Source organism: Mycobacterium sp. P7213 (assembly GCF_900604305.1).
Taxonomy (GTDB): domain Bacteria; phylum Actinomycetota; class Actinomycetes; order Mycobacteriales; family Mycobacteriaceae; genus Mycobacterium.
In genome coordinates this window covers 65,817-88,203 of record NZ_UWOA01000010.1, presented here as the reverse complement: position 1 = coordinate 88,203, position 22,387 = coordinate 65,817, and the positions used below count along the sequence as shown (strand labels likewise).

The window sequence follows — 22,387 nt, the reverse complement described above, 5'->3', positions numbered from 1 at the left end:
AGTTCGGGCTCGATGTCAGAAGCCCATGTGATCGCCAGGCTGCGGGTGCTCACCGGGGCACCTCCACGTCAAGCGTGTTGTCGACCTCGATGCGCAGGTAGATGGTCGTTAGGCCGGTGAAACCGGTGAGTTCACTGACCGGCAGCACCCGGCCCGTCTCCGTATCGGTCACCAGCGCCTCCCCGGCGTTGAGGTCCCACCCGACCACCGGGTACTTCACGGCGCTGCCGAGCCGCATGGCGGCGTAGCCGTACGGTGCCGGGATGACGGGCGCGGCGGCGGTGCCGGTGTCGAGGTAGAACGTCTCGCCGTCGGCCTCAAACAGACCGGCCCTCCCCACCGCCCACGGCTCGTACTCCGGCCCCCAGGCGGCGACCGGGTAGCGCGAGCCGTCCTCCCGGCTCACGGCCGAGACGTTGGGCACCGTGTTCGGAATGAGGCCCGCGCTCACGCGGCACCGCCTTCGGCCGCCGCGGTGGCGCTGTTGGCCAGTGCCAGCAACAGCTCCCCAGCGCGCCGTAACGCTTCGGCATCGAACTTGGCCACCTGGTCGGCCACCCACGCAGGGTCAACGGCCACAGCGCCACTGGGGGCGGTGTTTGCCGCCACCGCAGGGGCGGGCCGCGGTGCGGCGGCGGTGATCAGGCCACGTTCTGCCATCCAGGCGTGAAGGTCGGCTTCGTTGATGTAGTACCGGCGGTTGAACCGGACGGCGGGCAGACCCTCCTCGCGGATCAGCCGCCACACGGTGGAGGTCTGGGAGTAGCCGAGAACGTCGGCAACGTCGTCGGGGGTCATCCGGCGGGTGACTACCGCCGGGCTCTGGGTGATGGCGGGCATTGTGCGGAACTCCGAGTGCTCGGTGTGGTTCCGCAGGGAGAGCCCGAACCGCGATGCCCTGTGCCTCGCTCTGGGTCCACTGCGTGGTCACCGTTGCCGGTGGCCAATGTGCTGGCGTACCGCCCGCCAGGCCCGTCTGGGGCCGACGTTTTGGTGCCCCCGACTCCTACAGGGCCTACTCACTGCCGGGGGTCAAGGCCAAATATAGCCACACGGCGGCGCACGACGCTAATCTGCGGCGTGTCTACTTACCCGTCAAAGTCGGGTAAGTGCAACGCCTTTCGTGTTCAGGAGCGGCGCGGACGCGGGTCGACCACGATCCCGGTGCGCTTGTCTCCCCAGCGACCTCGCCCGATGGGCCAGACGGTGACGGTGAGCACGGCGCGGATGAAGTCGCGCTTCTCGGCCAGCGCCAGACCCCGCCAGGTGGCCACCGCGTCGCCGTCGGCGGTGACCTTGCGGACTGTCGGGTCGGTGTGCGGAGACACGGCTGCGGCCTCGGCGGCGGCGATCTGCTCGGTGAGGCGAGCGGCGACCCGCGCACCCGTCGCGGTGGGCATCGTCCCGTCGGTGATCTGGTCCTCCACCGCCTCCAGCCGCTCCCGCAGCTCGCCCAGCCGCGCCGCCGCGCCGGGGTCGGAGTCGGGGGCGGCGGTGAGCGCCGAGCGGGCCTCGGGGCTGCTCAGGATGCCCTCGATGACCTTGATAACCGCGCCGTCGACCCGATCCAGGTCGCGGCATACATGCCCGGCACGGCAGATGTAGTTGTTGCGCCCGGCGGTGCCCTTGTTGCGCCACAACCGGTCCTCGCACACCCCGCAGACCGCGATTCCCGACAGGAGATGCCGCACCGGCAGCCCACGCGGCCCGGTCTTGCGGGCGGCGAACAGCGCGGTGATGTCGTTCAGTTCATCGTCGGTCAGTATCGGCTCCCAGGTGCCCGGTCCGGTGATCTTGCCCTTGTGGGTGCGGTGCCCGGCCATCGTCGGATTCGTCAGCACGCGGCGCACCCGGTCGGGGTGCCACCCCACCGACGGGTCACGCGACGCCAGCCACCGGGCGACGGCGGTGAGCGGCTGGCCGTCGAGCACGCGCCGCGCAGCTTCCCGCACCAGCGGTGCGCGGGCCGGGTCTGGTTCGCGGCCCACCGACTTGCCAGTGGCCGGGTCGCGGACGATCCGGTACCCGTACGCGAGCTTGCCGTGGGGCCTCCCCGCCGCCAGGTTGGCGCGGTGGGCGCGCATGATGCGGTCACGTGCCTGCTCGGCTTCCTTCTCGGCCACCAGCGCGTCCAGGCCGGTGGTGAATCGGTCGTCGCCGTCGTTCAGGTCGTAGGTGCGACCGGAGTACGAGAGCAGCACCCCGCGCTCGGTGCACAGTCGCCGCAGGTCCACGTAGTGCTCCAGCGACCGCCCGGCCCGCGACGGCTCCCACACCACCAGCACGTCGCCGGGCTGGAGCACGTCGCGGAGCCGTGCATACTGCGGGCGGTCCTGGGTGGCGTAGCGGGTGGCGCTGCGGTCGTTGTCGGTAAGCACGTCAGCCACCGGCCAGCCCTCACGGTCGCAGACGGCGCGGCACTCGCGCTCTTGCTCTTTGACGCTGCGGCCCTTGGCCTTGTCGCTGCTGACGCGGGTGTAGATGATTGCGCGGACGAGGTCAGGCGCGGCGGTCATCGGTCGGCCTGTCGCTTTCGGCGATCCTCAAACAGTTCGATTGGCGCGTCATCGAGATAGAACGGGTCAAGCACGTACTCGTCCTCGTCGCGACCTTCCGCGATCTGCGCTAGAACGTGTTCGGGGTCTACGTCGCGCAGGATGTAGACCTGGCCCCCGGTTGCGCCGTTTAAATCGGAATAACGGTCGGCGAACCAACGGGCCATGTCGACGGTGCCGGTCCACGACATGCGCCTGACCGCGTGGTCGTCACGCGCACCGCGATACAGGGTGACCGGCTCGTCGGGGATAGACAGATGCTCCCGCGCATCGTGGAACATCGCCACGCACAGGTCGGCGTCGTTGGCAAGGCGGGGCTCGGGGTATTCGGCGGATGACCAGGTGTTCTCAATGGCGAACGCCAGTAGCTGAGTGTCGTAGGTTCCGTCCTCCCACGACCCGAACGCGGGCGAATCGTAGAGATCGACCAGGCAGTCGGGCAGCTCGTTACGATTCGGTGGGTAGCTCCGGCCATACCAGCGAGCAGTCATGTCGGTCCATATGCGGCAGAGGTCGCGTGCGGCGGTGTTCATAACACCTATTAAACGCTCTTTAACTACTTCATCGTGGTGTTCGTCTACGCCGACATCGCCAAGACCTTCGGCCACACCAAGACCGAGGTCGCGTTTCTGACCACCGCCACGCTGGTGATGCGCCCGCTGGGCGCGCTGCTGTTCGGCCTGTGGGCCGACCGGGTCGGCCGGCGAATACCGCTGATGGTCAACGTGATCTTCTATTCCACGGTGGGGTTCTTGTGTGCGTTCGCGCCCACCTTCACTGTGCTGGTGATTCTGCGTCTGCTCTACGGGATCGGGATGGGCGGCGAATGGGGGCTGGGCGCCGCGCTGGCCATGGAGAAGATCCCGCCGGAGCGCCGCGGGTTCTTCTCCGGGCTGCTGCAGGAGGGCTATCTGTTCGGCTACCTGGCCGCCACCCTGGCCTCGCTCCTGGTGAACGACGTGCTGGGGTTGTCCTGGCGCTGGCTGTTCGGGCTCTCGATCCTGCCGGCCATGGTCAGCCTGCTGATCCGCTACCGGGTGACGGAGTCCGAGATTTGGCAGGCTACCCAGGACCGGATGCGGTTGACCCAGACCAAGATTCGTGACGTGTTCACCGACGCCAAGGTGATCCGCCGATTCTGCTACCTGGTGTTGCTGATGACGGCGTTCAACTGGATGAGCCACGGCACGCACGACATCTATCCGACGTTTCTGACCTCCCCCGACGGCGCAGGTCTGTCCCATGTCACGGCCAAGTGGATCGCGGTGATCTACAACATCGGCGGGATCATCGGCGGACTGATCTTCGGCTCGCTGTCACAGCGGTTGGGCCGGCGCTACGCGATCATCTGGGCCGCGACGATGGGCTTACCGATCGTGCCGCTGTTCGCCTTGTCGCACACCGCGGGCATGCTGTGCCTGGGCTCGTTCCTGATCCAGATCTGCGTGCAGGGAGCCTGGGGCGTGATCCCGGCGCATCTGACCGAGATGTCGCCGGACGCGATCCGAGGCTTCTATCCGGGCGTGACCTACCAGCTGGGCAATCTCTTCGCCGCGTTCAACCTGCCGATCCAGGAGCACTTGGCGGCCTCGCACGGCTACCCGTACGCCCTGGTTGTCACGCTGGTGCCCACGCTGATCGCCGTCATCGTGCTGACCGCGATCGGCAAGGACGCCACCGGCCGGCGGTTCGGACTGACCGAGCCGGGACCAACCGCGTCAGAACGTGCAAGTCATGGCACGGATCCCGTGAATGAAGCTGCCCGCTAGATACTCCGGGTCGCCGGCCTCGATACGCGGCAGTTGATGGAGCAACTCGCCGAAGAGTGCCCGCAACTGGGCCCGCGCCACATGGGTCCCCAGGCAGTAGTGCTGCCCGCCGCCGCCGAAACCCAGATGCGGATTCGGGTCGCGGCTCAGATCCAGGCGATCGGGCTGGTCGAACACCTGCGCATCCCAGTTGCCTGACGCATAGAACATGGCCACCTTGTCGCCGGCCCGAATGGTCTGGCCGCCGAGTTCGTAATCGGTTGCGGCGGTCCGGCGGAAGGTCATCACCGGCGTCGCGTAGCGGATGAACTCCTCTACCGCGGTCCCGATACGGCGGTCGAAGTCCTCCAGCAGCCACGCGCGTTGCTCGGGGAAGTCGGTGAGCGCCCGCAGGGCATGGCTGGCGGTCTGGCGGGTGGTGTCGTTGCCCGCCACCGCCAGCAGCACGAAGTAGGCGGACACCTCGGCGTCGGTGAGCCGGTCACCGTCGACCTCGGCGTTGACCAGGCTGCTGAACAGGTCGTCACCGGGAGTCTCACGGCGTTGCGCGGCCAGCGCGCCGGCGACCTGATGCAGATACATGATGTTTTCGCCCATCACCGCCAGCGGGTCGCGCCCGGCGAGGAACACCGGGTCGTTGGTCGATACCAGGGCGTCGGCGGCATGGGCCACCTGCGCACGCTCGGAATCGGGAACGCCGACCATGTCGGCCAGCGTGCGCAGCGGCAGTTCCTTGGCGCAGTACTCGACGAAGTCGACCCCACTGCCGGCGGCCTTGAGTTCGTCGACGATGGCCGTGGCGCTGGCCGTGATCGAGTCCTCGATGCGCCTGATCTGCCGGGGAGTGAACGCAGCGGTGGCCAGTTTGCGCAGTTTCGTGTGCCGGGGCGGATCCATGGCCAGGAAGGACTGGTGGTCTCCAGCATCTCCGCGGGGATGTTCTCGAACTGCACACCCTTGCCGGACAGGAACACCTCGTGGGTGCGGCTCACCTCGACGATGTCGGCGTGGCGGGTGACCGCCCAATAGCCGGGATCGTCGGGATCGTTGAGCATGGCGTCCTGCACCGGCGGGTGCCAGCTCACCGGACGCTCGGCACGCAGCACCGCGAACGAGCGCTCCCGCTCCGCGGCGGTGCTGGACCAGAACGCGCGTGAGGACAGGTCGACCGCGTCGTAGCTGCGCAGCGCGGCGGATGGTGCGGTCACGAGACCTCCTCGGGGTATGGCCCCGGTCACACCGGGCTCGAACCGACAGTAGGTCTAGACAGTCTGTCTAGTCAAGACGTCGGCCTTGCCGTTACGCTGCTCGCTGTGGCTTCTGTGACCCGTAAGCCCGCCGCCGGCCGCCAGGAGCGGCGCGAGGAGATCGAACGGCATCTCCTCGATGCCACCGAGCGACTGATGAGCGCCGGCGCCAGCTTCACCGAACTCAGCGTGGACCGCCTCGCGACTGAGGCCGGCATCTCACGCGCCAGCTTCTACATCTACTTCGAGGACAAGGGTCACCTGTTGCGCCGGCTCGCCGGCCAGGTGTTCGGCGATCTCGCCGCGGGGGCCGAGCGCTGGTGGGGCGTGGCGCAGCGCCGCGATCCCGGCGATGTCCGCGCCGCGATGGCCGCGATCATCGCCAACTACCGGCGGCATCAACCACTGCTGATCGCGCTCAACGAGATGGCCGGCTACGACCCGCTGGTGGGCGCCACCTACCGGGACTTGCTGACCGGCATCTCCGGCCGGGTGGCCCAGGTCGTCGAAGACGGCCAGGCCGACGGCTCCATTCGCCGCGAGTTGCCCGCCACCGCAACCGCCAGCGCCCTCACCTGGATGGTGGAGCGGGTATGTCAGCAGAACCTGCCGGCCCGCGACGCCGACTACGATTCGGAACTCGCCACTGCCCTGACGGAAATCGTTTGGGGCGCACTGTATCTCAAGCCCACCGATCAGTAGCTCCAGGCCGAGCGGTCATAACTGCGCTCGATACGCCGACGCCTCTTGCGCCGGGTGGGACAAAACACGTAGGTGAGGTTGCCGCGGGTGACCCGGATGTTGTCGGGACTGTCCAGGTTGACCCGGAAATAGTTGTTGTGCACGGTCACCAGTCCCAGCAGAGCGTTTCTGACGGCCAACGCGTCGACGTGTGCGGCGGGCAGGTTGGGAAAGTCGGCCATGCCGTCGTATTGGCGGCACAAATCCGTCACCGCGAACCGGGTGTCCGCGGGCACACCGACGCCGCCGTAGTCGGGCAGCTTCATGAACGTGACCAGCTTCGGATCGGCCTGGTAGATGCCATGGAACGGCTGTTCGGGGTTGGCCAGCAGCAGAAACGACACCTTGTCGGTGGGGACCGGCGAGGTCGGCCCCTTCTCGCGCAACCACTTACAGGCGACCTGTGCCCCCATGCTCACGGCGTAGACCAGTACGTCGTCGGCATCGGGTGCGGCGCTGAAGTGAGCGGTCAGCATGTCGTCGAGGGCTTGCGCACCGCGCTGCACCGCTGCGACGGCCGGGACATAGCGCAGGCCCTCGAAGTAGGTGTTGGGGTACTTGACGTTTGTCACGGTCTTGCCCCTGGTGACCGCACCGCGGCACATGAACCGCAGAAACCCACTCCAGCCGGCCCCGTCGATGGTGAATACGGTGCTCATGCAGACGAGTTCCTAAACTGCGACCAGATCGTCGGCATGCACCACCGGCCGGCGCGCGTCCGGTGCCAACTCGGCGGTCGAATGGCCGATCATGTCGTCCAACTCGGCGGCGTCGTAGCCGACCACGCCGCGGGCCACCACGGCTCCGTCCGGGCCACACAGTTCGACCACGTCGCCGCCGTAGAACCTGCCCGCGACCGCGGTGATCCCGGCCGGCAGCAGGGAGCGCCGGCGATCCAGCACCGCCTCGACGGCCCCGGCGTCCAGCGTCAGCACCCCGGCCGCGTCGGCGGCGTGACGCACCCAGAACTTGCGTGCCGACAACCGTTGCGCCCGGGGCGCGAAGACGGTCCCCACCGATGCGTCGGACAGGGCGGCAGCGGCCTCGCCGGCCGCGGCCAGCAACACCGGAACTCCCGCGTCGGCGGCCAGCAGTGCCGACGACAGTTTCGACACCATGCCGCCGGTGCCCAGGTGGCTGCCCTCGCTGGCGACCACATCGGCGAGGTCATCCGGTCCGGCTACCTCGGGGACCAGGCGGGCCGGACCCTTACGAGGATCGGAGTCATAGAGGCCGTCGATGTCGGAGAGCAGCACCAGTGCGTCGGCGCCCACCAGATGCGCCACCAGCGCCGAGAGGCGGTCGTTGTCGCCGAAGCGGATCTCGCTGGTGGCCACGGTGTCGTTCTCATTGACGATCGCCACCGCGTGCAACGCCCGCAGCCGGTCCAGGGTGCGGGCGGCGTTGGTGTGCGACACCCGCATCGACACGTCCTGCGCGGTGAGCAGCACCTGTCCGACGGTGCGGCCGAACCGGCCGAAAGCGGCACTCCACGCATTGACCAGCGCCACCTGGCCCACGCTGGCGGCGGCTTGCTTGGTGGCCAGGTCGGTTGGCCGCTTGGTCAGTCCGAGCGGCTCCAGGCCGGCGGCGATAGCCCCCGAGGACACGATCGTCACATCCGAACCGGCCTTCATCCGGCCTTCGATGGCCTCGGCCAGTCCAGCCAGCCGGGCCGCGTCGAACATGCCCGATTCGGTGGTCAGGGCGGTGGTGCCGATCTTGACCACGACGCTGCGCGCGGTCCGAATCGCTTCGCGCGCAACACCGGTGCCGGTCACGATTCCTCCGTGTGCTCGCGGCGCTGCTTGCGAGCGACCTTTCGTTCGGCGGCACCCACTCGGTCGGTACGCTCCAGCCTGCTGTCGGTGCCCCGACCGGACAACGTGATGTCCACCCCCGCCGGAGTGGTCGGCTCCCAGTCGAAGGTCATGTCTCCGATGGTCACCGCGCAGCCCGGTGTGGCGCCTCGCTTCAGCAGTTCGTCTTCGACCCCGAGCCGGGCCAACCGGTCACCCAGGTAGCCGACCGCTTCGTCGTTGTCGAAGTTGGTCTGGTGCACCCAGCGCTCGGGTTGTGTACCGCGCACAAGGAACCCGCCCTCGCCGTCGGATTCCACGGTGAACCCGGTCTCCCCCGCGCGAACGGGCCGGATCACCGGGCGGCGCGCCACCGGCTCCGGTTGTGCGGCGCGATACGCCGACACCATCTCGGCCAGCGCAAACGTCAACGGCCGCAAGCCGGCACGGCTCACCGTCGAGACCATGAACACCGGCCAGCCGTACTGGGCCGCGATGTCATCGCGGACGAACTCCGCCATCTCCAGCGCCTCGGGCACGTCGATCTTGTTCAGTACCACCGCGCGCGGCCGGTCAACCAGGTCGCCGAGCGTCGAATCCCCTTGCATGGTGGGGGTATAGGCAGCCAGTTCGGCTTCGATCGCCTCGATGTCCGAGAGCGGGTCACGGCCCGGTTCGGCGGTCGCGCAGTCTACGACGTGCACCAGCACAGCGCAGCGTTCGATGTGCCGCAGGAAGTCCAGGCCCAGCCCGCGACCGGTCGAGGCACCGGGGATGAGTCCGGGCACATCGGCTGCGGTGAAGGTGTTCTCTCCGGCCGAGACCACGCCCAGATTGGGCGCCAACGTGGTGAAGGGATAGTCGGCGATCTTCGGCTTGGCCGCCGAGATCACCGACACCAGCGCAGATTTGCCCGCGGACGGAAACCCGATCAGCCCGACGTCGGCGACGGTCTTGAGTTCCAGCGTGAGGTCGCGGGTTTCGCCCTTCTCCCCCAGCAGTGCGAAGCCGGGCGCCTTTCGGGCGCGCGACACCAGCGCCGCATTGCCCAGCCCGCCGCGTCCTCCGGCGGCCGCCTCGAAGCGGGCACCCGTCCCGACCAGGTCGGCCAGCAGCCTCCCGTGCTCGTCGAGCACGACGGTGCCGTCGGGAACTTTGATCTCGAGGTCCGCGCCGGTGGCGCCGTCCTTGTTGTTGCCCTGGCCCTGCTTGCCGGACGCCGCGTTGATGTGCGGACGAAAGTGAAAGTCCAACAGGGTGTGCACCTGCGGGTCGACGACCAGCACGACACTGCCGCCGCGACCACCGTTGCCACCGTCGGGACCACCGAGCGGCTTGAACTTCTCTCGGTGAATCGAGGCGCAGCCGTTGCCCCCGTCGCCGGCGCGCACATGGATGACAACGCGGTCGACGAACCGGGACATGGCGTTACTACCTATCCGGCGCCGAATGGCGCCCAGTTACGCCGGCGACTAGTCGCGGGCGACAGGCACGATGTTGATCAGTTTGCGGCCGCGCTTCACACCGAATTCGACCGCACCGGGTGCCGTGGCGAACAGGGTGTCGTCGCCGCCGCGCCCGACGTTGACGCCGGGGTGGAAGTGGGTGCCGCGCTGCCGCACCAGAATCTCGCCGGCCTTGACGACCTGGCCGCCGAACCGCTTGACGCCGAGTCGCTGGGCGTTTGAGTCGCGCCCGTTACGTGAGCTGGAAGCGCCCTTTTTGTGTGCCATCTCGCTGCCTCCTGCTGCTACTTGATTCCGGTGACCTTGAGCACGGTCAGCTGCTGACGGTGACCCTGCCGCTTGTGGTAGCCGGTCTTGTTCTTGAACTTGTGGATGCGGATCTTCGGACCCTTGGTGTGCTCCAGGATCTCGCCGGTGACCGCGACCTTCGCCAGCTTGGCGGCGTCGGTGGTGACGGTGGCACCGTCCACCACCAGCGCGACCGGCAGCGAGACCGACGATCCCGGCTCGGACTCGATCTTCTCAACCTTGAGCACGTCACCAACGGCAACCTTGTACTGCTTGCCGCCGGTTTTGACGATTGCGTACGTCGCCATCGTTGGTTTCTACCTCTGCTTCTCGGGCGCGCACGCCATCGGGACTTGCGCAGGTGTCTGGGGTTCTGTCCGCCGAGCTGTGGTTATTCCCGCCTGGCGACAACTGGTCAAGGGTACGTGACCAGCGGCTAAGGGGTCAAACCGGCACGATGTCAGATCGGTGGCCCGGCCGGCCGGGCCGCCGCACGTCGACGTCGCGGACGCTCGACCACCGCAACCGCCACCTCGGGTTCGTCCGCGTCCTCGGAGTCCTCGGCATCGTCGGAGTCGTCTTCATCGGAGTCGTCTTGATCTGACTCGTCGGACTCATCGGACTCATCGATGACGTCCAGGTCGTCATCGAAGTCCTCGTCGTCATCGTCGTCGAGATCGACTTCGTCGTCATCGTCGTCGACATCCTCATCGACGTCCTCATCGACGTCCTCATCGACATCTTCGTCGTCGCTGTCCTCATCGACGTCTTCGTCGTCCTCGGCGAGGTCCTCATCGGCCACGTCGGACTCCAGGGCCTCCTGGGCCACCTCGCCGGCGCCCTCGGTCTCCTCGGCGCCTTCGGCGTCCTGGCCGGCCAGGTTCACCACCAGCTCATCGCCCTCGGGCGCAGTCCCGTGCTCGTCGTCCGACTCGTCGTGCCGGTCGCTGGCCGCAGCCATCGCCTTGAACATCGGGTGGTCACCGGGCGTGTGCACCGGAACCTTGACGACCGCCGGTTCGTCGACCTTCGGCTTCTTCGATCGCTTGCTGCGGCGGCTGCTGGTGGTGCCGCCACCGCCCGGTTCGGTCTTGCGTCCCGGCCCGGCAGAGTCCACCGGGTCGGCGTGCAACACGATGCCACGCCCGGCGCAGTGCTGACACGAGGTCGAGAACGCCTCGATCAGCCCGGTGCCCAAGCGTTTGCGGGTCAGCTGAATCAGCCCCAGCGACGTCACCTCCGAAACCTGATGGCGGGTTCGGTCACGGCCCAGCGCCTCGGTCAGCCGACGCAGCACCAGGTCCCGGTTGGACTCCAGCACCATGTCGATGAAGTCGATGACGATGATGCCGCCGATGTCACGCAGGCGAAGCTGTCGCACGATCTCTTCGGCGGCTTCCAAGTTGTTCTTGGTCACCGTCTCTTCGAGGTTGCCGCCGGAGCCGGTGAACTTGCCGGTATTGACGTCGACCACTGTCATCGCCTCAGTGCGGTCGATAACCAGCGTGCCGCCCGAAGGCAGCCAGACTTTGCGGTCCAGCGCCTTCGCCAGCTGCTCGTCAATGCGGTGCACCGCGAACACGTCCGGCCCGGCCTGGCCCTCCGGACCCGTCGGCGCGGTGTAGCGGGTCAACTTCGGCACCAGCTCGGGTGCCACCGAGCCCACGTAGTCGTTGATGGTGGCCCAGGCGTCGTCACCGGAGACCACCAACTCGGAGAAGTCCTCGTTGAACAGGTCTCGGATCACCTTGACCAGCACGTCGGGCTCTTCGTAGAGCGCCACTGCGGCTCCGGCGGCTTTCGCCTTGGTCTCGGCGGCGGTGGCCTCGATCTGGTTCCAGCGTTCCTGGAGGCGTTCGACGTCGGCGCGGATGTCGGATTCCTTGACGCCCTCCGACGCGGTGCGGATGATCACGCCGGCGTCCGCGGGCACCACCTCGCGCAGGATCTCCTTGAGCCGCTGACGTTCGGTGTCGGGCAGCTTGCGGCTGATGCCGGTCGACGATGCGCCCGGCACATAGACCAAGTAGCGACCCGCCAGCGACACCTGCGTGGTCAGCCGGGCGCCCTTGTGTCCGATGGGGTCCTTACTGACCTGCACCACGACGTAGTCGCCGGGTTTGAGCGCCTGTTCGATCTTGCGGTTGGCACCGCCGAGTCCGGCAGCTTCCCAGTTCACCTCACCGGCGTAGAGCACGCCGTTGCGGCCCCGGCCGATGTCGACGAAGGCGGCCTCCATCGACGGCAGCACGTTCTGGACGACGCCCAGGTAGACATTGCCCACCAGGGAGGTCGATGCGGCAGACGTGACGAAGTGCTCGACCATCACGCCGTCTTCCAGCACGGCGATCTGGGTGTAGCGGGCGCCCTGGTGCGGGGGCTCGGTCCGGACCCGGTCACGGACCACCATCCGGCGTTCGACGGCCTCGCGGCGGGCCAGGAACTCGGCCTCGCTCAGGATCGGCGGGCGGCGGCGCCCGGCGTCGCGACCGTCGCGACGGCGCTGCCGTTTGGCCTCCAGCCGTGTCGAGCCGGTGATGCCCTGGATCTCGTCGTCACCGGTGCCGCGGTCGCTCTTGGCGGACCGGTTGGTCTTGGCGCGCGGGGCCCGCTCATGCACGACGGTGTTGGGCGGGTCGTCCGAGGACGCGGTGTCCTCTTCCTCGCCGGTCCCGGCCTTGCGGCGACGGCGACGGCGACGGCGACGGCTGCCCGCGTCGTCGGCCGAACCGCCTTCCTCGTCGGCGGCGTCCTCGGCGTCTCCGGCCTCCTCCGATTCAGCGGCGGAGTCGTCGTCCTCGGTCTCATCGTCGGCGTCCTCGGCTGCCGCACCCTCAGACCCGCGGCCGCGGCCACGGCCGCGGCGTCCACGGCGGCGGCGCCGGTTGGCGGGCCGGTCGCCGTTCTCGTCATCGGTGTCGGCGTCGGCATCGGCGTCGGAGCCGCCGATGTCGTCGTCGCCGTAGTCGTCCGCGTCGTCTGACTCGACTTCGACGTCGCGCGGCACCGCGCGCTCGAAGGCGACCGGCTGCGGCGCCACGAACAACGGCATGTAGTCAGCCCGCACAGCGGCCGGCTCCGGTGCCGTTTCCAGCAGCAACCGGGACTCCGGCTCGTCGGGGACCTCGCCCGTCGCGTCGGCCTCCCCGGCCTCCTGAAACAGTCCGGTGACAGCGGGCGCGACTGCCGAGTCCAGCAGGTCGCGGACCCGCACCGCCTCGACCCGATCCACGCTGGAGTGGGCGCTGCGCGCCCGCCCGTCCAACTCGGTCAGCGCCTCCAGGACCCGCCGGCTGGTGGTGCCCAGAACCCGCGCCAGCGAGTGCACCCGAAGTCGATCGGGCAGCTCCTCATGCTCGCTCGGTGCTGCTGATACCTCTGAATCAGGACCATTAAAAAAAGAGGGGTCTGCCACGTACGTCTCCTCAAGCCCCCGGGCGCGTCGTTGCGACGCGGCCACGCGAGGACTTCTCGTTATAGGCCCGGCTCACTTCCCCGGGCTTGTGGTGGTCTCGCTCCGAGGGGCTCGGGTTGAACCGACTCGGTGCCTGGCTGAATGAAAACCGGCGATCGGCGCCGCATCACATATCGCGACCGTCGCACTCGCCGAAGTCTTCATTCGGGTGTCGGAAACCGGTCCGGTGACGTTCACCCGTTAGTCAGTATCCCACACAATCCACAGGAGCCGAACGAAAGGCACTAACTCCGCGGTCAGGCCAGGGTCATCGGATCCGTCGACACCGACGGCTTCAGGTCGGGGAACCACAGCGCGATCTCACGCTCGGCCGACTCCGGCGAGTCCGAGCCATGCACCAGGTTGAACTGGGTCTCCAGACCGAAATCACCGCGGATGGTGCCCGGGGTGGCCTTGGCCACCGGGTCGGTACCACCGGCGAGCTGCCGGAACGCCTCGATGGCGCGCGGTCCCTCCACCACAGCGGCGACCACGGGACCCGAGGTGATGAAGTCCAGCAACGAAGCGAAGAACGCCTTGCCGTCGTGCTCGGCGTAGTGCTGCCGGGCCACGGCCTGCTGTACCGGCCGCAGTTCCAGGGCCGCCAACGTCAGGCCCTTCTTCTCAATCCGGTTGATGATCTCGCCCACCAGCCGCCGGTTCACGCCGTCCGGCTTGATCAGCACCAAAGTCCGCTCAGTCATGCAGCGCCGCTCCTCATCCATTGCTCCGCCCTGCGTCGTCGCCAGCGGCACGGCGACAGCGTACCGGCCCCGGTCACCGGTTCCGTCACGAGCGTCGCAAGACCACCGCACGGAAATAGGCGATCAGCCCCCACACCACGGTGAACACCAGGCCCATGATGCCCACACCGGGATAGATCACGAAGCCGGCCACCAGTACCGGTTGCAGCGCCAGATTGGCCCAAATGGCCCAGCTGCGGCCCTGGATGCCGGCGAACAACAGCAGCACCAGCGCCAAGCCGAGCAGGTACGCCAACGAGAACGGTGTCAGACCGCCCCCGACGACGCCGACCACCGGCAGAGCCAGCAGCACCGTGATGGCTTCAAGTATCAGCGTCGCGGCCATCACGCCGCGAAAACCCCGCCAGGGGTCAGGAACGTCGGTCGGTTGGGTCATGCCGGGTCCTTCCCGAACAGCGAGCGGGCCGCACCGGCGGTGACCACCGATCCGGTGATCACGATGCCGGCTCCCGAAGCTTGGCCTTCGGAATCGAATTCGTCGACCAGCGCTGTGGCGGTGTCGATCGCATCTTCAAGCGTCTCGGTGGTGACCACCCGGTCGTCACCGAACCACCGCGCTGCCGCAACGGTAAGCGTCTCGACGTCCAGCGCACGCGGTGAACCGTTATGGGTCACCACGATTCGATCAAACGCGGGCTCTAGCGCCGCCAAGATTCCGTCGACGTCCTTGTCAGCGAGCACGCTGAGGACACCGACCAGATACCGGAAGTCGAAATCTTCGGCCAGGGCCTGGGCCAGCACGGCGGCGCCGGCCGGGTTGTGCGCGGCGTCGATGAACACGGTGGGCGAACTGCGCATCCGCTCCAGCCGGCCGGGGCTGCGCACCGCGGCGAAACCCGCCCGGACGGTCTCGACATCAAGCTGCCGATCGGCGCCGGCCCCGAAGAACGCCTCCACCGCCGCCAGCGCCAGCACCGCGTTGTGGGCCTGATGCTCACCGTGCAACGGCAGAAAGATCTCGGAGTACACCCCGCCCAAGCCCTGCAGTTCCAGCACCTGTCCGCCGACCGCGAGTTGACGGCTGCGCACCGCGAACTCGGAGTTCTCCCGTGCCACCGCGGCATCCGCGCGCACCGATTCGGCGAGCAGCACCTCCATCGCCTCGGGCGCCTGACGGGCGATGACCGCCACGGTGTCGGTCAGTTCGTCCGGCGAGCGGTGAATGATGCCGGCCTTCTCCGCGGCGATACCGGCGATGTCGTCGCCGAGGTAGTCGACGTGGTCGATGCCGATCGGGGTGATGACGGCGACCGGAGCGTCCACGACGTTGGTGGCGTCCCAGCGGCCGCCCATGCCGACTTCCACAATGGCGACGTCGACGGGAGCGTCGGCGAAGGCTGCGAACGCCATCCCGGTGAGCACCTCGAACTTGCTCATGGCCGGTCCCCCGTCTGCCTGCGAGGACGCATCGACCATCTGCACGAAGGGCTCGATCTCGGCGTAGGTCTCCACATAGCGCGCCGGGCTGATCGGCTGGCCGTCGATCGCGATGCGCTCGACCGCCGACTGCAGATGCGGGCTGGTGGTGCGCCCGGTCCGGCGGCTGAATGCCGTCAGCAGCGCGTCGATCATCCGCACCACCGAGGTCTTGCCGTTGGTGCCCGCGACGTGGATGGCCGGGTAACCGCGCTGCGGCGATCCGAGCAGTTCCAGCAGGGCGTTGATGCGCGTCAGGCTCGGTTCGATCTTGGTCTCGCCCCACCGCTGATCGAGCAGGTGCTCGACCTGCAGCAGCGCCGCGACCTCGTCCGGGGTGGGCTCAGTGGTGCCGACCGGTTGATCGGTCACGCCAGGCCTGCCAGACGCGCGGTGATCCGCTCCACCTCGTCGCGGGCCAGCTGTTGGCGGGCCCGGATCTTCTCGACCACAGCCTCGGGCGCCTTGCCCAGGAATTCGTCGTTGCCCAGCTTTGCCGAGGTGGCATCGAGGTCCTTGCGCGCGGTGGCCAAGTCCTTTTCCAAGCGGCGGCGTTCCGCGACGACGTCGACGGTGCCCGAGGTGTCCAGTTCGACGACGACGGTGCTCGCCTTGGCACCGGCGCCGAGCCTTACCTCGACGGTGGCCGAGGGCGCGAAGTCCTGTCCCGGCTCGGTCAGCCAGGCCTGGGACGCCACCGCGGCCACCTGGGTGGCCAGGTCGGCATCCTCGATGCCGGTCAGCCGGGCCGGGACCTTCTGCCGGTCACGCAGACCCTGGTCGCTGCGGAACCGGCGCACCTCGGTCACCAGCTTCTGCATGTCGGTGATCCGTTGCGCGGCCACCTGGTCCAAGGCGATGCCCGACGGGGCCGGCCAATCCGCGATCACCAGCGACTCTGCACCGGTGAGCTCCTGCCACAGAGTTTCGGTGACGAAGGGGATCACCGGGTGCAACAGCCGCAACAGGGTGTCGAGCACCGCCGCGAGCACGGCCGTGGTGTGGGTCAGCCCCTGCCCCAGCTGAGTCTTGGCCAATTCGACGTACCAGTCGCAGAACTCGTCCCAGGCGAAGTGATACAGCGCCTCGCACGCCCGTCCGAACTCGTAGCCCTCGAACGCCGAATCTACTTCGGCACGAACCTCTTCCAGGCGCCCCAGGATCCAGCGGTCGGCGTCGGTCAGTTCCTCCACCGGTGGCAGCGGCGCCGGCGAGGCGCCGTTCATCAGGGCGAACCGTGTCGCGTTGAACAGCTTGGTGACGAAGTTCCGCGACGCGCGGGCATGGTCCTCACCGATCGACAGGTCACTGCCGGGGCTCGCCCCGCGGGCCAGGGTGAACCGCAGGGCGTCGGCGCCGAACATCTCCACCCAGTCCAGCGGGTCGATCCCGTTACCGCGGGACTTGCTCATCTTGCGACCGTGCTCGTCACGGATCAGGCCGTGCAGGAACACATTGCGGAACGGAACCTTGCCCTCGGGCAACGCGGCGTCGCCGCCGACAAAGGTGCCGAACATCATCATCCGGGCGACCCAGAAGAACAGGATGTCGTAGCCGGTCACCAAAACGCTTGTCGGATAGAACTTCTCCAGCTCAGGCGTGGCGTCCGGCCAGCCCATCGTGGAGAACGGCCACAACGCCGAGGAGAACCAGGTGTCCAGCACGTCGGGGTCCTGCTCCCAGCCCTCCGGTGGGGTCTCATCCGGTCCGACGCAGACCTTCTCGCCGTTGGGCCCGTGCCAGATCGGGATGCGGTGCCCCCACCACAGCTGCCGGGAAATGCACCAGTCGTGCATGTCGTCAACCCAGCCGAACCAGCGCGGCTCCAGGCTCTTGGGATGGATGACCGTGTCTCCGTTGCGGACCGCGTCACCGGCGGCCTTGGCCAGCGAGGAGACGTCGACCCACCACTGCATGGACAGCCGCGGTTCGATGACCTCGCCGCTGCGCTCGGAATGCCCGACGCTGTGCACGTAGGGACGCTTCTCGGCGACGATGCGGCCTTGCGCGGCCAGCGCTTCACGCACCGCGACCCGGGCCTCGAACCGGTCCATGTTGTCGAACTGTGTTCCGGTGCCGGTGATCCGGGCGCGTTCGTCGAGGATCGTCGGCATCTCCAGCTGGTGACGCAGGCCGATCTCGAAGTCGTTGGGATCGTGGGCGGGGGTGACTTTGACCGCGCCGGTGCCGAATTCGGGGTCGACGTGCGCATCGGCGACCACAGCGATCTGTCGTTCCAGGAACGGGTGCGGCAGGAAGCTGCCCACCAGGTCGCGGTACCGGTCGTCGTCGGGATGCACCGCGATCGCGGTGTCACCGAGCATGGTTTCCAGCCGGGTGGTGGCCACCACGATATGGGGCTCGGCGTCATCGAGTGAGCCGTAGCGGAACGACACCAGCTCGCCCTCGATGTCTTCGTATTTGACCTCGAGATCGCTGATTGCGGTCTGAAGCACGGGCGACCAGTTGACCAGTCGCTCGGCCTGATAGATCAGCCCGGCGTCGTAGAGCCGCTTGAAGATGGTGCGGACCGCCCGCGACAGGCCGTCGTCCATGGTGAAGCGTTCACGGCTCCAGTCCACACCGTCGCCGAGCCGGCGCATCTGGCCGCCGATGGTGCCACCGGACTCCCGCTTCCAGTCCCACACCTTCTCGATGAACAGTTCGCGGCCGAAGTCTTGCTTGCTCTTGCCGTCGGCGGCGAGCTGGCGTTCCACCACGCTCTGGGTGGCGATGCCGGCGTGGTCCATGCCCGGCAGCCACAACACTTCGTAGCCCTGCATCCGCTTACGACGGGTCAGCACGTCCATCAGGGTGTGGTCGAGCGCATGGCCCATGTGCAGGCTGCCGGTGACGTTCGGCGGGGGCAGCACGATCGAATAGCCGGGCTTATCGCTGGTCGGATTCGCGGTGAAGTAGCCGGCATCCACCCAACGCTGGTAGATCGCGTCCTCTACCGCACCCGGCTCCCATGACTTGGGTAGGTGATCGGTGTCGGCGGCGTTGGGAGTGTCAGTCACCGGTCAATTCTAGGAATGCCTGCCGAGCAGTCGCGAAAGCCCCCGAATCCGGCACGATTCGGGGCTTTCACGACTGCTCACGCAGGTGGGCTACTTCTTGCCGCCGAGCAGACCCCCGAGGATGTCGCCGATGGCGCCGCCGGTCTTGCCGCCGATCATGTTGCCCAGGATGCTGCCCATCGACTGGTTCTTGGCGGCACCGCCACCGGCCATACCGCCCAGGATGCTGCCCAGGACGTCACCGAGGCCGCCACCGGAGGCTTGTTCCTGGGCCGGCTCGGCCTTCTGGCCGCTGAGCTGCTTGCCGATGTAGGCGAGCACGATCGGCGCGATGATCGGCAGCAGCTTCTGCAGTAGGTCGTTGTTGCCCGCGCCGGCACCCGAGAGCGCCGACGCGACCTGGCTGGTGTCGTTGCCGCCGAAGATGGTGGAGATCACCTGCTGGCCTTCGGACTGACTGGCGCCCAGCGCGTTGTCCAGCAGTCCCTGCGCCGCGAAGGTCGAGGCGGTGTTGACGATGCTGTTGGCCTGACCCGGGTCTTGGGCGTTCTGACTCAGCCCGCCGACCAGCACCGGCACCAGGGTTCGGATGGTGCTGTCCACTTCACCCGCGTCAGCGCCGAGCTGGTTGGCGATGTCCTGGATGGGGATCTGAGCGAAAAGATCGTCGAGACCGGCCATGAGATTCCACCTTCGTTGCTGGGTGCCGCCAGGGCAGCGGTCGAAAATGACATTAGCGGAAAGATCAGTGGCCGGCACCGAACAATTGAGCGCCGATCAACGCAGCCGGGAGACCTCCAGGGTCACTCCCGCCGCAGGCAGTCTGGCCAGCAGCACATCGCCCATCGCGGCCGCCGGGGTGAGCACACCGTAGTGGTCCGACAGGGCGTCACGGTCCAGCGCCAGCGCCAGCGCGCTCTCGCCCAGCAGCACCGAAGTGGCCTGGTAGCCGGGGTCGCCCTGCTGCGCCATATCCGCGCGGTAGCGGGCTCCGCTGCTGGTGGTCGTATACGTCTCGATGCGGTAGTAACCGTTCTCGCGGCGGCTGCGGCTGGGCCCAGTGCCCGGCTTGGGCAACACCCGCTCCAGCAGTCCGGCCGGAACGAGCCCCAAGAGCTGGCCGCCGGCCCCGAAGGTCACCTTGCCCATCCCGGTCGCCAACCCAGACAGCACCGGTGCCGCGGCCGACGACCCGGCGCTCATGTGCTCGGCGTAGCGGAACCGGCGCCCGTAGGCCCAGTCGAGCAGTCCGTTGCTGCGTCGCACGATCCGGGTGTTGACGGGCGCCATGGCGAAGCCGGCGGTCCAGATTCCGTCCAGTTCCGGTGCGATGTCGCGACCCCGCCGCCACGACAGGTCCGGCTCGGGGCCCAGTCGGGGTTCGGCGGACCGATCGGAGCTGAGCGTGTGGGGATCGTTCAGCAGCCGTCGGGCTTCCGGGTCCTTGGCGGCAGCGCTCAGGACCTCGACCATCGAGGCCAGCGTGCCGCCGGACACCCCGGCGGAGAAACCTCGCACCACGTAGTCGGTGTCGAGCAGGTCGCCCGTGCCGTCGTCGCGGACGGCCCGATACAGGGCATACACGCTCATGTCCGACGGAAGGGAGTCGAAGCCGCAGGCGTGCACGATACGGGCGCCGTTATCGGCGGCCTGCTGGTGGTGCCGATCGATACTCTCCCGCACGAACAGCGCCTCGCCGGTGAGGTCCACGTAGTCGGTGCCCGCCGCGGCGCAGGCCGCGACCAGGGGCATGCCGTAGCGGGTGTAGGGGCCGACGGTGGTGATCACCACCCGGGTGCGGGCCGCCATCGCCTCCAGGGTTGCCGGTTTGCCGGCGTCGGCCACCACGATCGGCCAGTCTTGGGCCGGCGATCCGAGGCCGTCGCGGACTTCACGCAGCCGTTCCGCGGAACGGCCGGCCAGCCCGATCCGGGCGGCGCCGCCGGCGCGGGCCAGGTATTGGGCGGTCAGCTTCCCTGCGAAACCGGTGGCTCCATAGAGGATGATGTCGAGCTCACGAGGCGTTTCAGGCACGTCACCGACGCTACTCGGTCAGGAATGCGGTCCGACGGCGACGGCGCCGGGCTGCTCGCCCGGCGCCGTCGTCGATAGCGCGACAGGGATGGTCAGCCGCGACGGCCGCACACCGGCCAGGCACCGATGCCCTGGCTGCGCAGCACGTTCTCGGCAACCCGGATCTGCTCGGCACGGCTGGCGTTGTGCGGCATGCCGCTGCCACCGTTGGCACGCCAGGTGCCGGCATTGAACTGCAGCCCGCCGTAATAACCGTTGCCGGTGTTGATCGACCAGTTGCCGCCCGACTCGCAGGCCGCGATGGCGTCCCAGTTGACGCTGTCCGCCTTAGCGGTGGCGTCGGACAGGGCGACCGCGCCGGTGATCAGGGCGCCGGCGATCGCGGCCAGCGTGAGGGGCTTGCGGACGTTCTTCAACATCGTTCCTTTCGCAACGCGCGCACCGATGTGCGCCCACTGGGTGGGTTGGCACGCCTGGGTTCCAGGCCGGAGTGGTCTTCGGGACGTGCCGTCTAGGTCAGGCACGACAGCGGGGGCAGTGCGCCCGCCGGGATGACACCCGGCACCGCGGGGGCGTTCGAGGGGCCGCCCGCGGCCCCGCTCACACGCGGTTCCGTCGATTGAATTTGTTTGCCTTGCATTAGGCGAGAGGAAACTTACGAAACGTTCATGCGACAAGTCCAACCGCGTCCCGCGCATATTTCGGACAGATAACGAAACCATCACACTGTGATCGGGAATGGTTATAGCAGGTCAGCGCCGCCTTGAGCAGTTCCGCCGATGCGGCGGCACGCATCCGCGAGCGTGAGTCAGATCACGAGGTTTTTGTGGGCTGGACCACTGGAAATGAGGAGATTTGCGGGCGTCTACATCGACCGCCGCAGGGAGGATCGAATGCTACAGGAGCCTCAGCAACACCAGCTGCCCCACTTGTAGCAGGTCAGCTGACCGGAGCCGGCCGACGCACCCCGAGCAGGCGAAAGGTTCCCGGATACCGCGCTGACATGCGATTGACCAGGCGGCATTCACGCTGCAACTCAGCCCGGCCCGGCATTACTCACCCGCCGAGGCGCCAAGCCAATTGCCTTGCGCTACAAGCGGTTCCGGACCACCAGAACAGAGCGGTCACCTTTCAATGCCGCACTGTGCCAATAATTTTTCCATCTCAATACAGATAATATGACGGCTTATTTCGCTATCCGTCAGTACCGAATCGTGCCGTATTTATGGTTCGAAATCATATTTGCTGATGCGCGACTCAGTGCAGCCCGCTGAGGTCGTCCGGAGAGTTGAGATTGGCCAGCGGAGACGCGTCGGACACGATGATCCGCCGGACCTCGACCACCTCGATCAACGCGCCCACTCGGCGTTCTCCGGCAGCCACCAAGTCGGCGACTGTGTCGGCCAGGGCGGTGCGATACACCGCGGCCAGATAGTGGTCTCGCTCAGCGTGCGGCAATACGACGTCGGCCGCGGAAGAAGTCAGTGCGTCGATCAAATCTGTTGTCAGAAAAGGCATGTCGACCGCGCAGACGAAGGCGCGCTGGGCGCCGGCGCGTGCCGCGGCCCGCAACCCCAGCCCGATTGCGGGCAACGGACCCAGCCCTGGCACTTCGTCGCGCAGTACCTGCGCAGCAAGCTCGGGCAGCAGCTGGCCCTCCGCGGCCACCACGAAGACGGGATCGCAACGCTGCGCCAGCACCGAGACCTGGTGTTGCACCAATGTCAGACCGACGAACCTGCCCGGCACGGTCAGCGTGGCCTTATCGCGGCCCATCCGGCGCGATGCCCCGCCGGCCAGCACGACACCGGCCAACCGACCGGCATTCATGGCG

At 67.7% G+C, this 22,387-nt stretch carries 18 protein-coding genes and 3 pseudogenes; 2 read left to right on the top strand and 19 right to left on the bottom strand.

Annotated features, from left to right (window positions below; genetic code table 11):
* Positions 1 to 49 precede the first annotated feature (49 nt).
* The 4 genes from EJK91_RS05630 to EJK91_RS05615 all read right to left on the bottom strand — a co-directional run bounded on the left by EJK91_RS05630 (position 50) and on the right by EJK91_RS05615 (position 3,088).
* On the bottom strand, positions 50 to 451 hold the full coding sequence (locus EJK91_RS05630; RefSeq protein ID WP_125078448.1) for a hypothetical protein: 402 nt from the start codon (positions 449 to 451) through the stop codon (positions 50 to 52).
* The gene (locus tag EJK91_RS05625; protein WP_125078447.1) at positions 448 to 840 is read right to left on the bottom strand and encodes a helix-turn-helix domain-containing protein; all 393 of its coding nucleotides are present in this window, start codon (positions 838 to 840) and stop codon (positions 448 to 450) included. Before EJK91_RS05625 ends, EJK91_RS05630 begins: the two co-directional genes overlap by 4 nt.
* A 287-nt stretch (positions 841 to 1,127) precedes the next feature.
* Positions 1,128 to 2,516, bottom strand: a complete 1,389-nt coding sequence (locus EJK91_RS05620; RefSeq protein WP_125078446.1) for a recombinase family protein — start codon at positions 2,514 to 2,516, stop codon at positions 1,128 to 1,130.
* Complete coding sequence (locus EJK91_RS05615; RefSeq protein ID WP_125078445.1) at positions 2,513 to 3,088, bottom strand: hypothetical protein; 576 nt, start codon at positions 3,086 to 3,088, stop codon at positions 2,513 to 2,515. Before EJK91_RS05615 ends, EJK91_RS05620 begins: the two co-directional genes overlap by 4 nt.
* An 18-nt stretch (positions 3,089 to 3,106) precedes the next feature.
* On the opposite strand from EJK91_RS05615, the pseudogene EJK91_RS05610 reads away from it, so the two are divergent.
* Positions 3,107 to 4,324, top strand: a pseudogene (locus EJK91_RS05610) (MFS transporter); the annotation flags it as partial.
* Here EJK91_RS05610 and EJK91_RS05605 read toward each other — a convergent pair.
* A pseudogene (locus EJK91_RS05605) lies at positions 4,274 to 5,532 on the bottom strand (cytochrome P450). The pseudogenes EJK91_RS05610 and EJK91_RS05605 overlap by 51 nt on opposite strands.
* Positions 5,533 to 5,637: 105 nt before the next feature.
* Here EJK91_RS05605 and EJK91_RS05600 point away from each other — a divergent pair.
* Positions 5,638 to 6,273, top strand: coding sequence for a TetR/AcrR family transcriptional regulator (locus EJK91_RS05600; protein ID WP_125078444.1), 636 nt, complete (start codon positions 5,638 to 5,640; stop codon positions 6,271 to 6,273).
* Here the strand turns inward: EJK91_RS05600 and EJK91_RS05595 are convergent.
* The 14 genes and pseudogenes from EJK91_RS05595 to mobA all read right to left on the bottom strand — a co-directional run bounded on the left by EJK91_RS05595 (position 6,267) and on the right by mobA (position 22,383).
* Positions 6,267 to 6,971, bottom strand: coding sequence for a PE-PPE domain-containing protein (locus EJK91_RS05595; protein WP_024440769.1), 705 nt, complete (start codon positions 6,969 to 6,971; stop codon positions 6,267 to 6,269). The two genes, EJK91_RS05600 and EJK91_RS05595, sit on opposite strands and share 7 nt — an antisense overlap.
* Before the next feature lie 12 nt (positions 6,972 to 6,983).
* Complete coding sequence (gene proB / locus EJK91_RS05590; RefSeq protein WP_024440770.1) at positions 6,984 to 8,093, bottom strand: glutamate 5-kinase; 1,110 nt, start codon at positions 8,091 to 8,093, stop codon at positions 6,984 to 6,986.
* On the bottom strand, positions 8,090 to 9,535 hold the full coding sequence (gene obgE / locus EJK91_RS05585) for a GTPase ObgE (protein WP_024440771.1): 1,446 nt from the start codon (positions 9,533 to 9,535) through the stop codon (positions 8,090 to 8,092). The genes proB and obgE overlap by 4 nt, the downstream gene beginning before the upstream one ends.
* A 48-nt stretch (positions 9,536 to 9,583) precedes the next feature.
* Positions 9,584 to 9,844 carry a 50S ribosomal protein L27 gene (rpmA, locus tag EJK91_RS05580; RefSeq protein WP_024440772.1) on the bottom strand — a complete coding sequence of 87 codons (261 nt, stop codon included), beginning with the start codon at positions 9,842 to 9,844 and terminating at the stop codon, positions 9,584 to 9,586.
* A 17-nt stretch (positions 9,845 to 9,861) separates the two neighbouring features.
* The gene (gene rplU / locus EJK91_RS05575; protein WP_024440773.1) at positions 9,862 to 10,173 is read right to left on the bottom strand and encodes a 50S ribosomal protein L21; all 312 of its coding nucleotides are present in this window, start codon (positions 10,171 to 10,173) and stop codon (positions 9,862 to 9,864) included.
* A 152-nt stretch (positions 10,174 to 10,325) separates the two neighbouring features.
* Entirely contained in the window at positions 10,326 to 13,280 is a 2,955-nt protein-coding gene (locus tag EJK91_RS05570; RefSeq protein ID WP_125078443.1) for an Rne/Rng family ribonuclease, read from the bottom strand.
* A gap of 296 nt (positions 13,281 to 13,576) precedes the next feature.
* A complete protein-coding gene (gene ndk / locus EJK91_RS05565; RefSeq protein WP_024440775.1) occupies positions 13,577 to 14,023 on the bottom strand; it encodes a nucleoside-diphosphate kinase in 447 nt (148 codons plus the stop codon).
* 85 nt (positions 14,024 to 14,108) lie between these two features.
* Positions 14,109 to 14,459 carry a DUF4233 domain-containing protein gene (locus EJK91_RS05560; RefSeq protein WP_024440776.1) on the bottom strand — a complete coding sequence of 117 codons (351 nt, stop codon included), beginning with the start codon at positions 14,457 to 14,459 and terminating at the stop codon, positions 14,109 to 14,111.
* Complete coding sequence (folC, locus tag EJK91_RS05555; RefSeq protein ID WP_024440777.1) at positions 14,456 to 15,871, bottom strand: bifunctional tetrahydrofolate synthase/dihydrofolate synthase; 1,416 nt, start codon at positions 15,869 to 15,871, stop codon at positions 14,456 to 14,458. The genes EJK91_RS05560 and folC overlap by 4 nt, the downstream gene beginning before the upstream one ends.
* The gene (locus EJK91_RS05550; protein ID WP_125078442.1) at positions 15,868 to 18,519 is read right to left on the bottom strand and encodes a valine--tRNA ligase; all 2,652 of its coding nucleotides are present in this window, start codon (positions 18,517 to 18,519) and stop codon (positions 15,868 to 15,870) included. The genes folC and EJK91_RS05550 overlap by 4 nt, the downstream gene beginning before the upstream one ends.
* Before the next feature lie 90 nt (positions 18,520 to 18,609).
* Complete coding sequence (locus EJK91_RS05545) at positions 18,610 to 19,200, bottom strand: DUF937 domain-containing protein (RefSeq protein ID WP_024440779.1); 591 nt, start codon at positions 19,198 to 19,200, stop codon at positions 18,610 to 18,612.
* Between the two features lie 96 nt (positions 19,201 to 19,296).
* Entirely contained in the window at positions 19,297 to 20,553 is a 1,257-nt protein-coding gene (locus EJK91_RS05540; protein WP_125078441.1) for a saccharopine dehydrogenase family protein, read from the bottom strand.
* 92 nt (positions 20,554 to 20,645) lie between these two features.
* A pseudogene (locus tag EJK91_RS05535) lies at positions 20,646 to 20,879 on the bottom strand (transglycosylase family protein); the annotation flags it as partial.
* Between the two features lie 931 nt (positions 20,880 to 21,810).
* The gene (gene mobA, locus EJK91_RS05530; protein WP_081654439.1) at positions 21,811 to 22,383 is read right to left on the bottom strand and encodes a molybdenum cofactor guanylyltransferase; all 573 of its coding nucleotides are present in this window, start codon (positions 22,381 to 22,383) and stop codon (positions 21,811 to 21,813) included.
* Between the last annotated feature and the right edge of the window lie 4 nt (positions 22,384 to 22,387).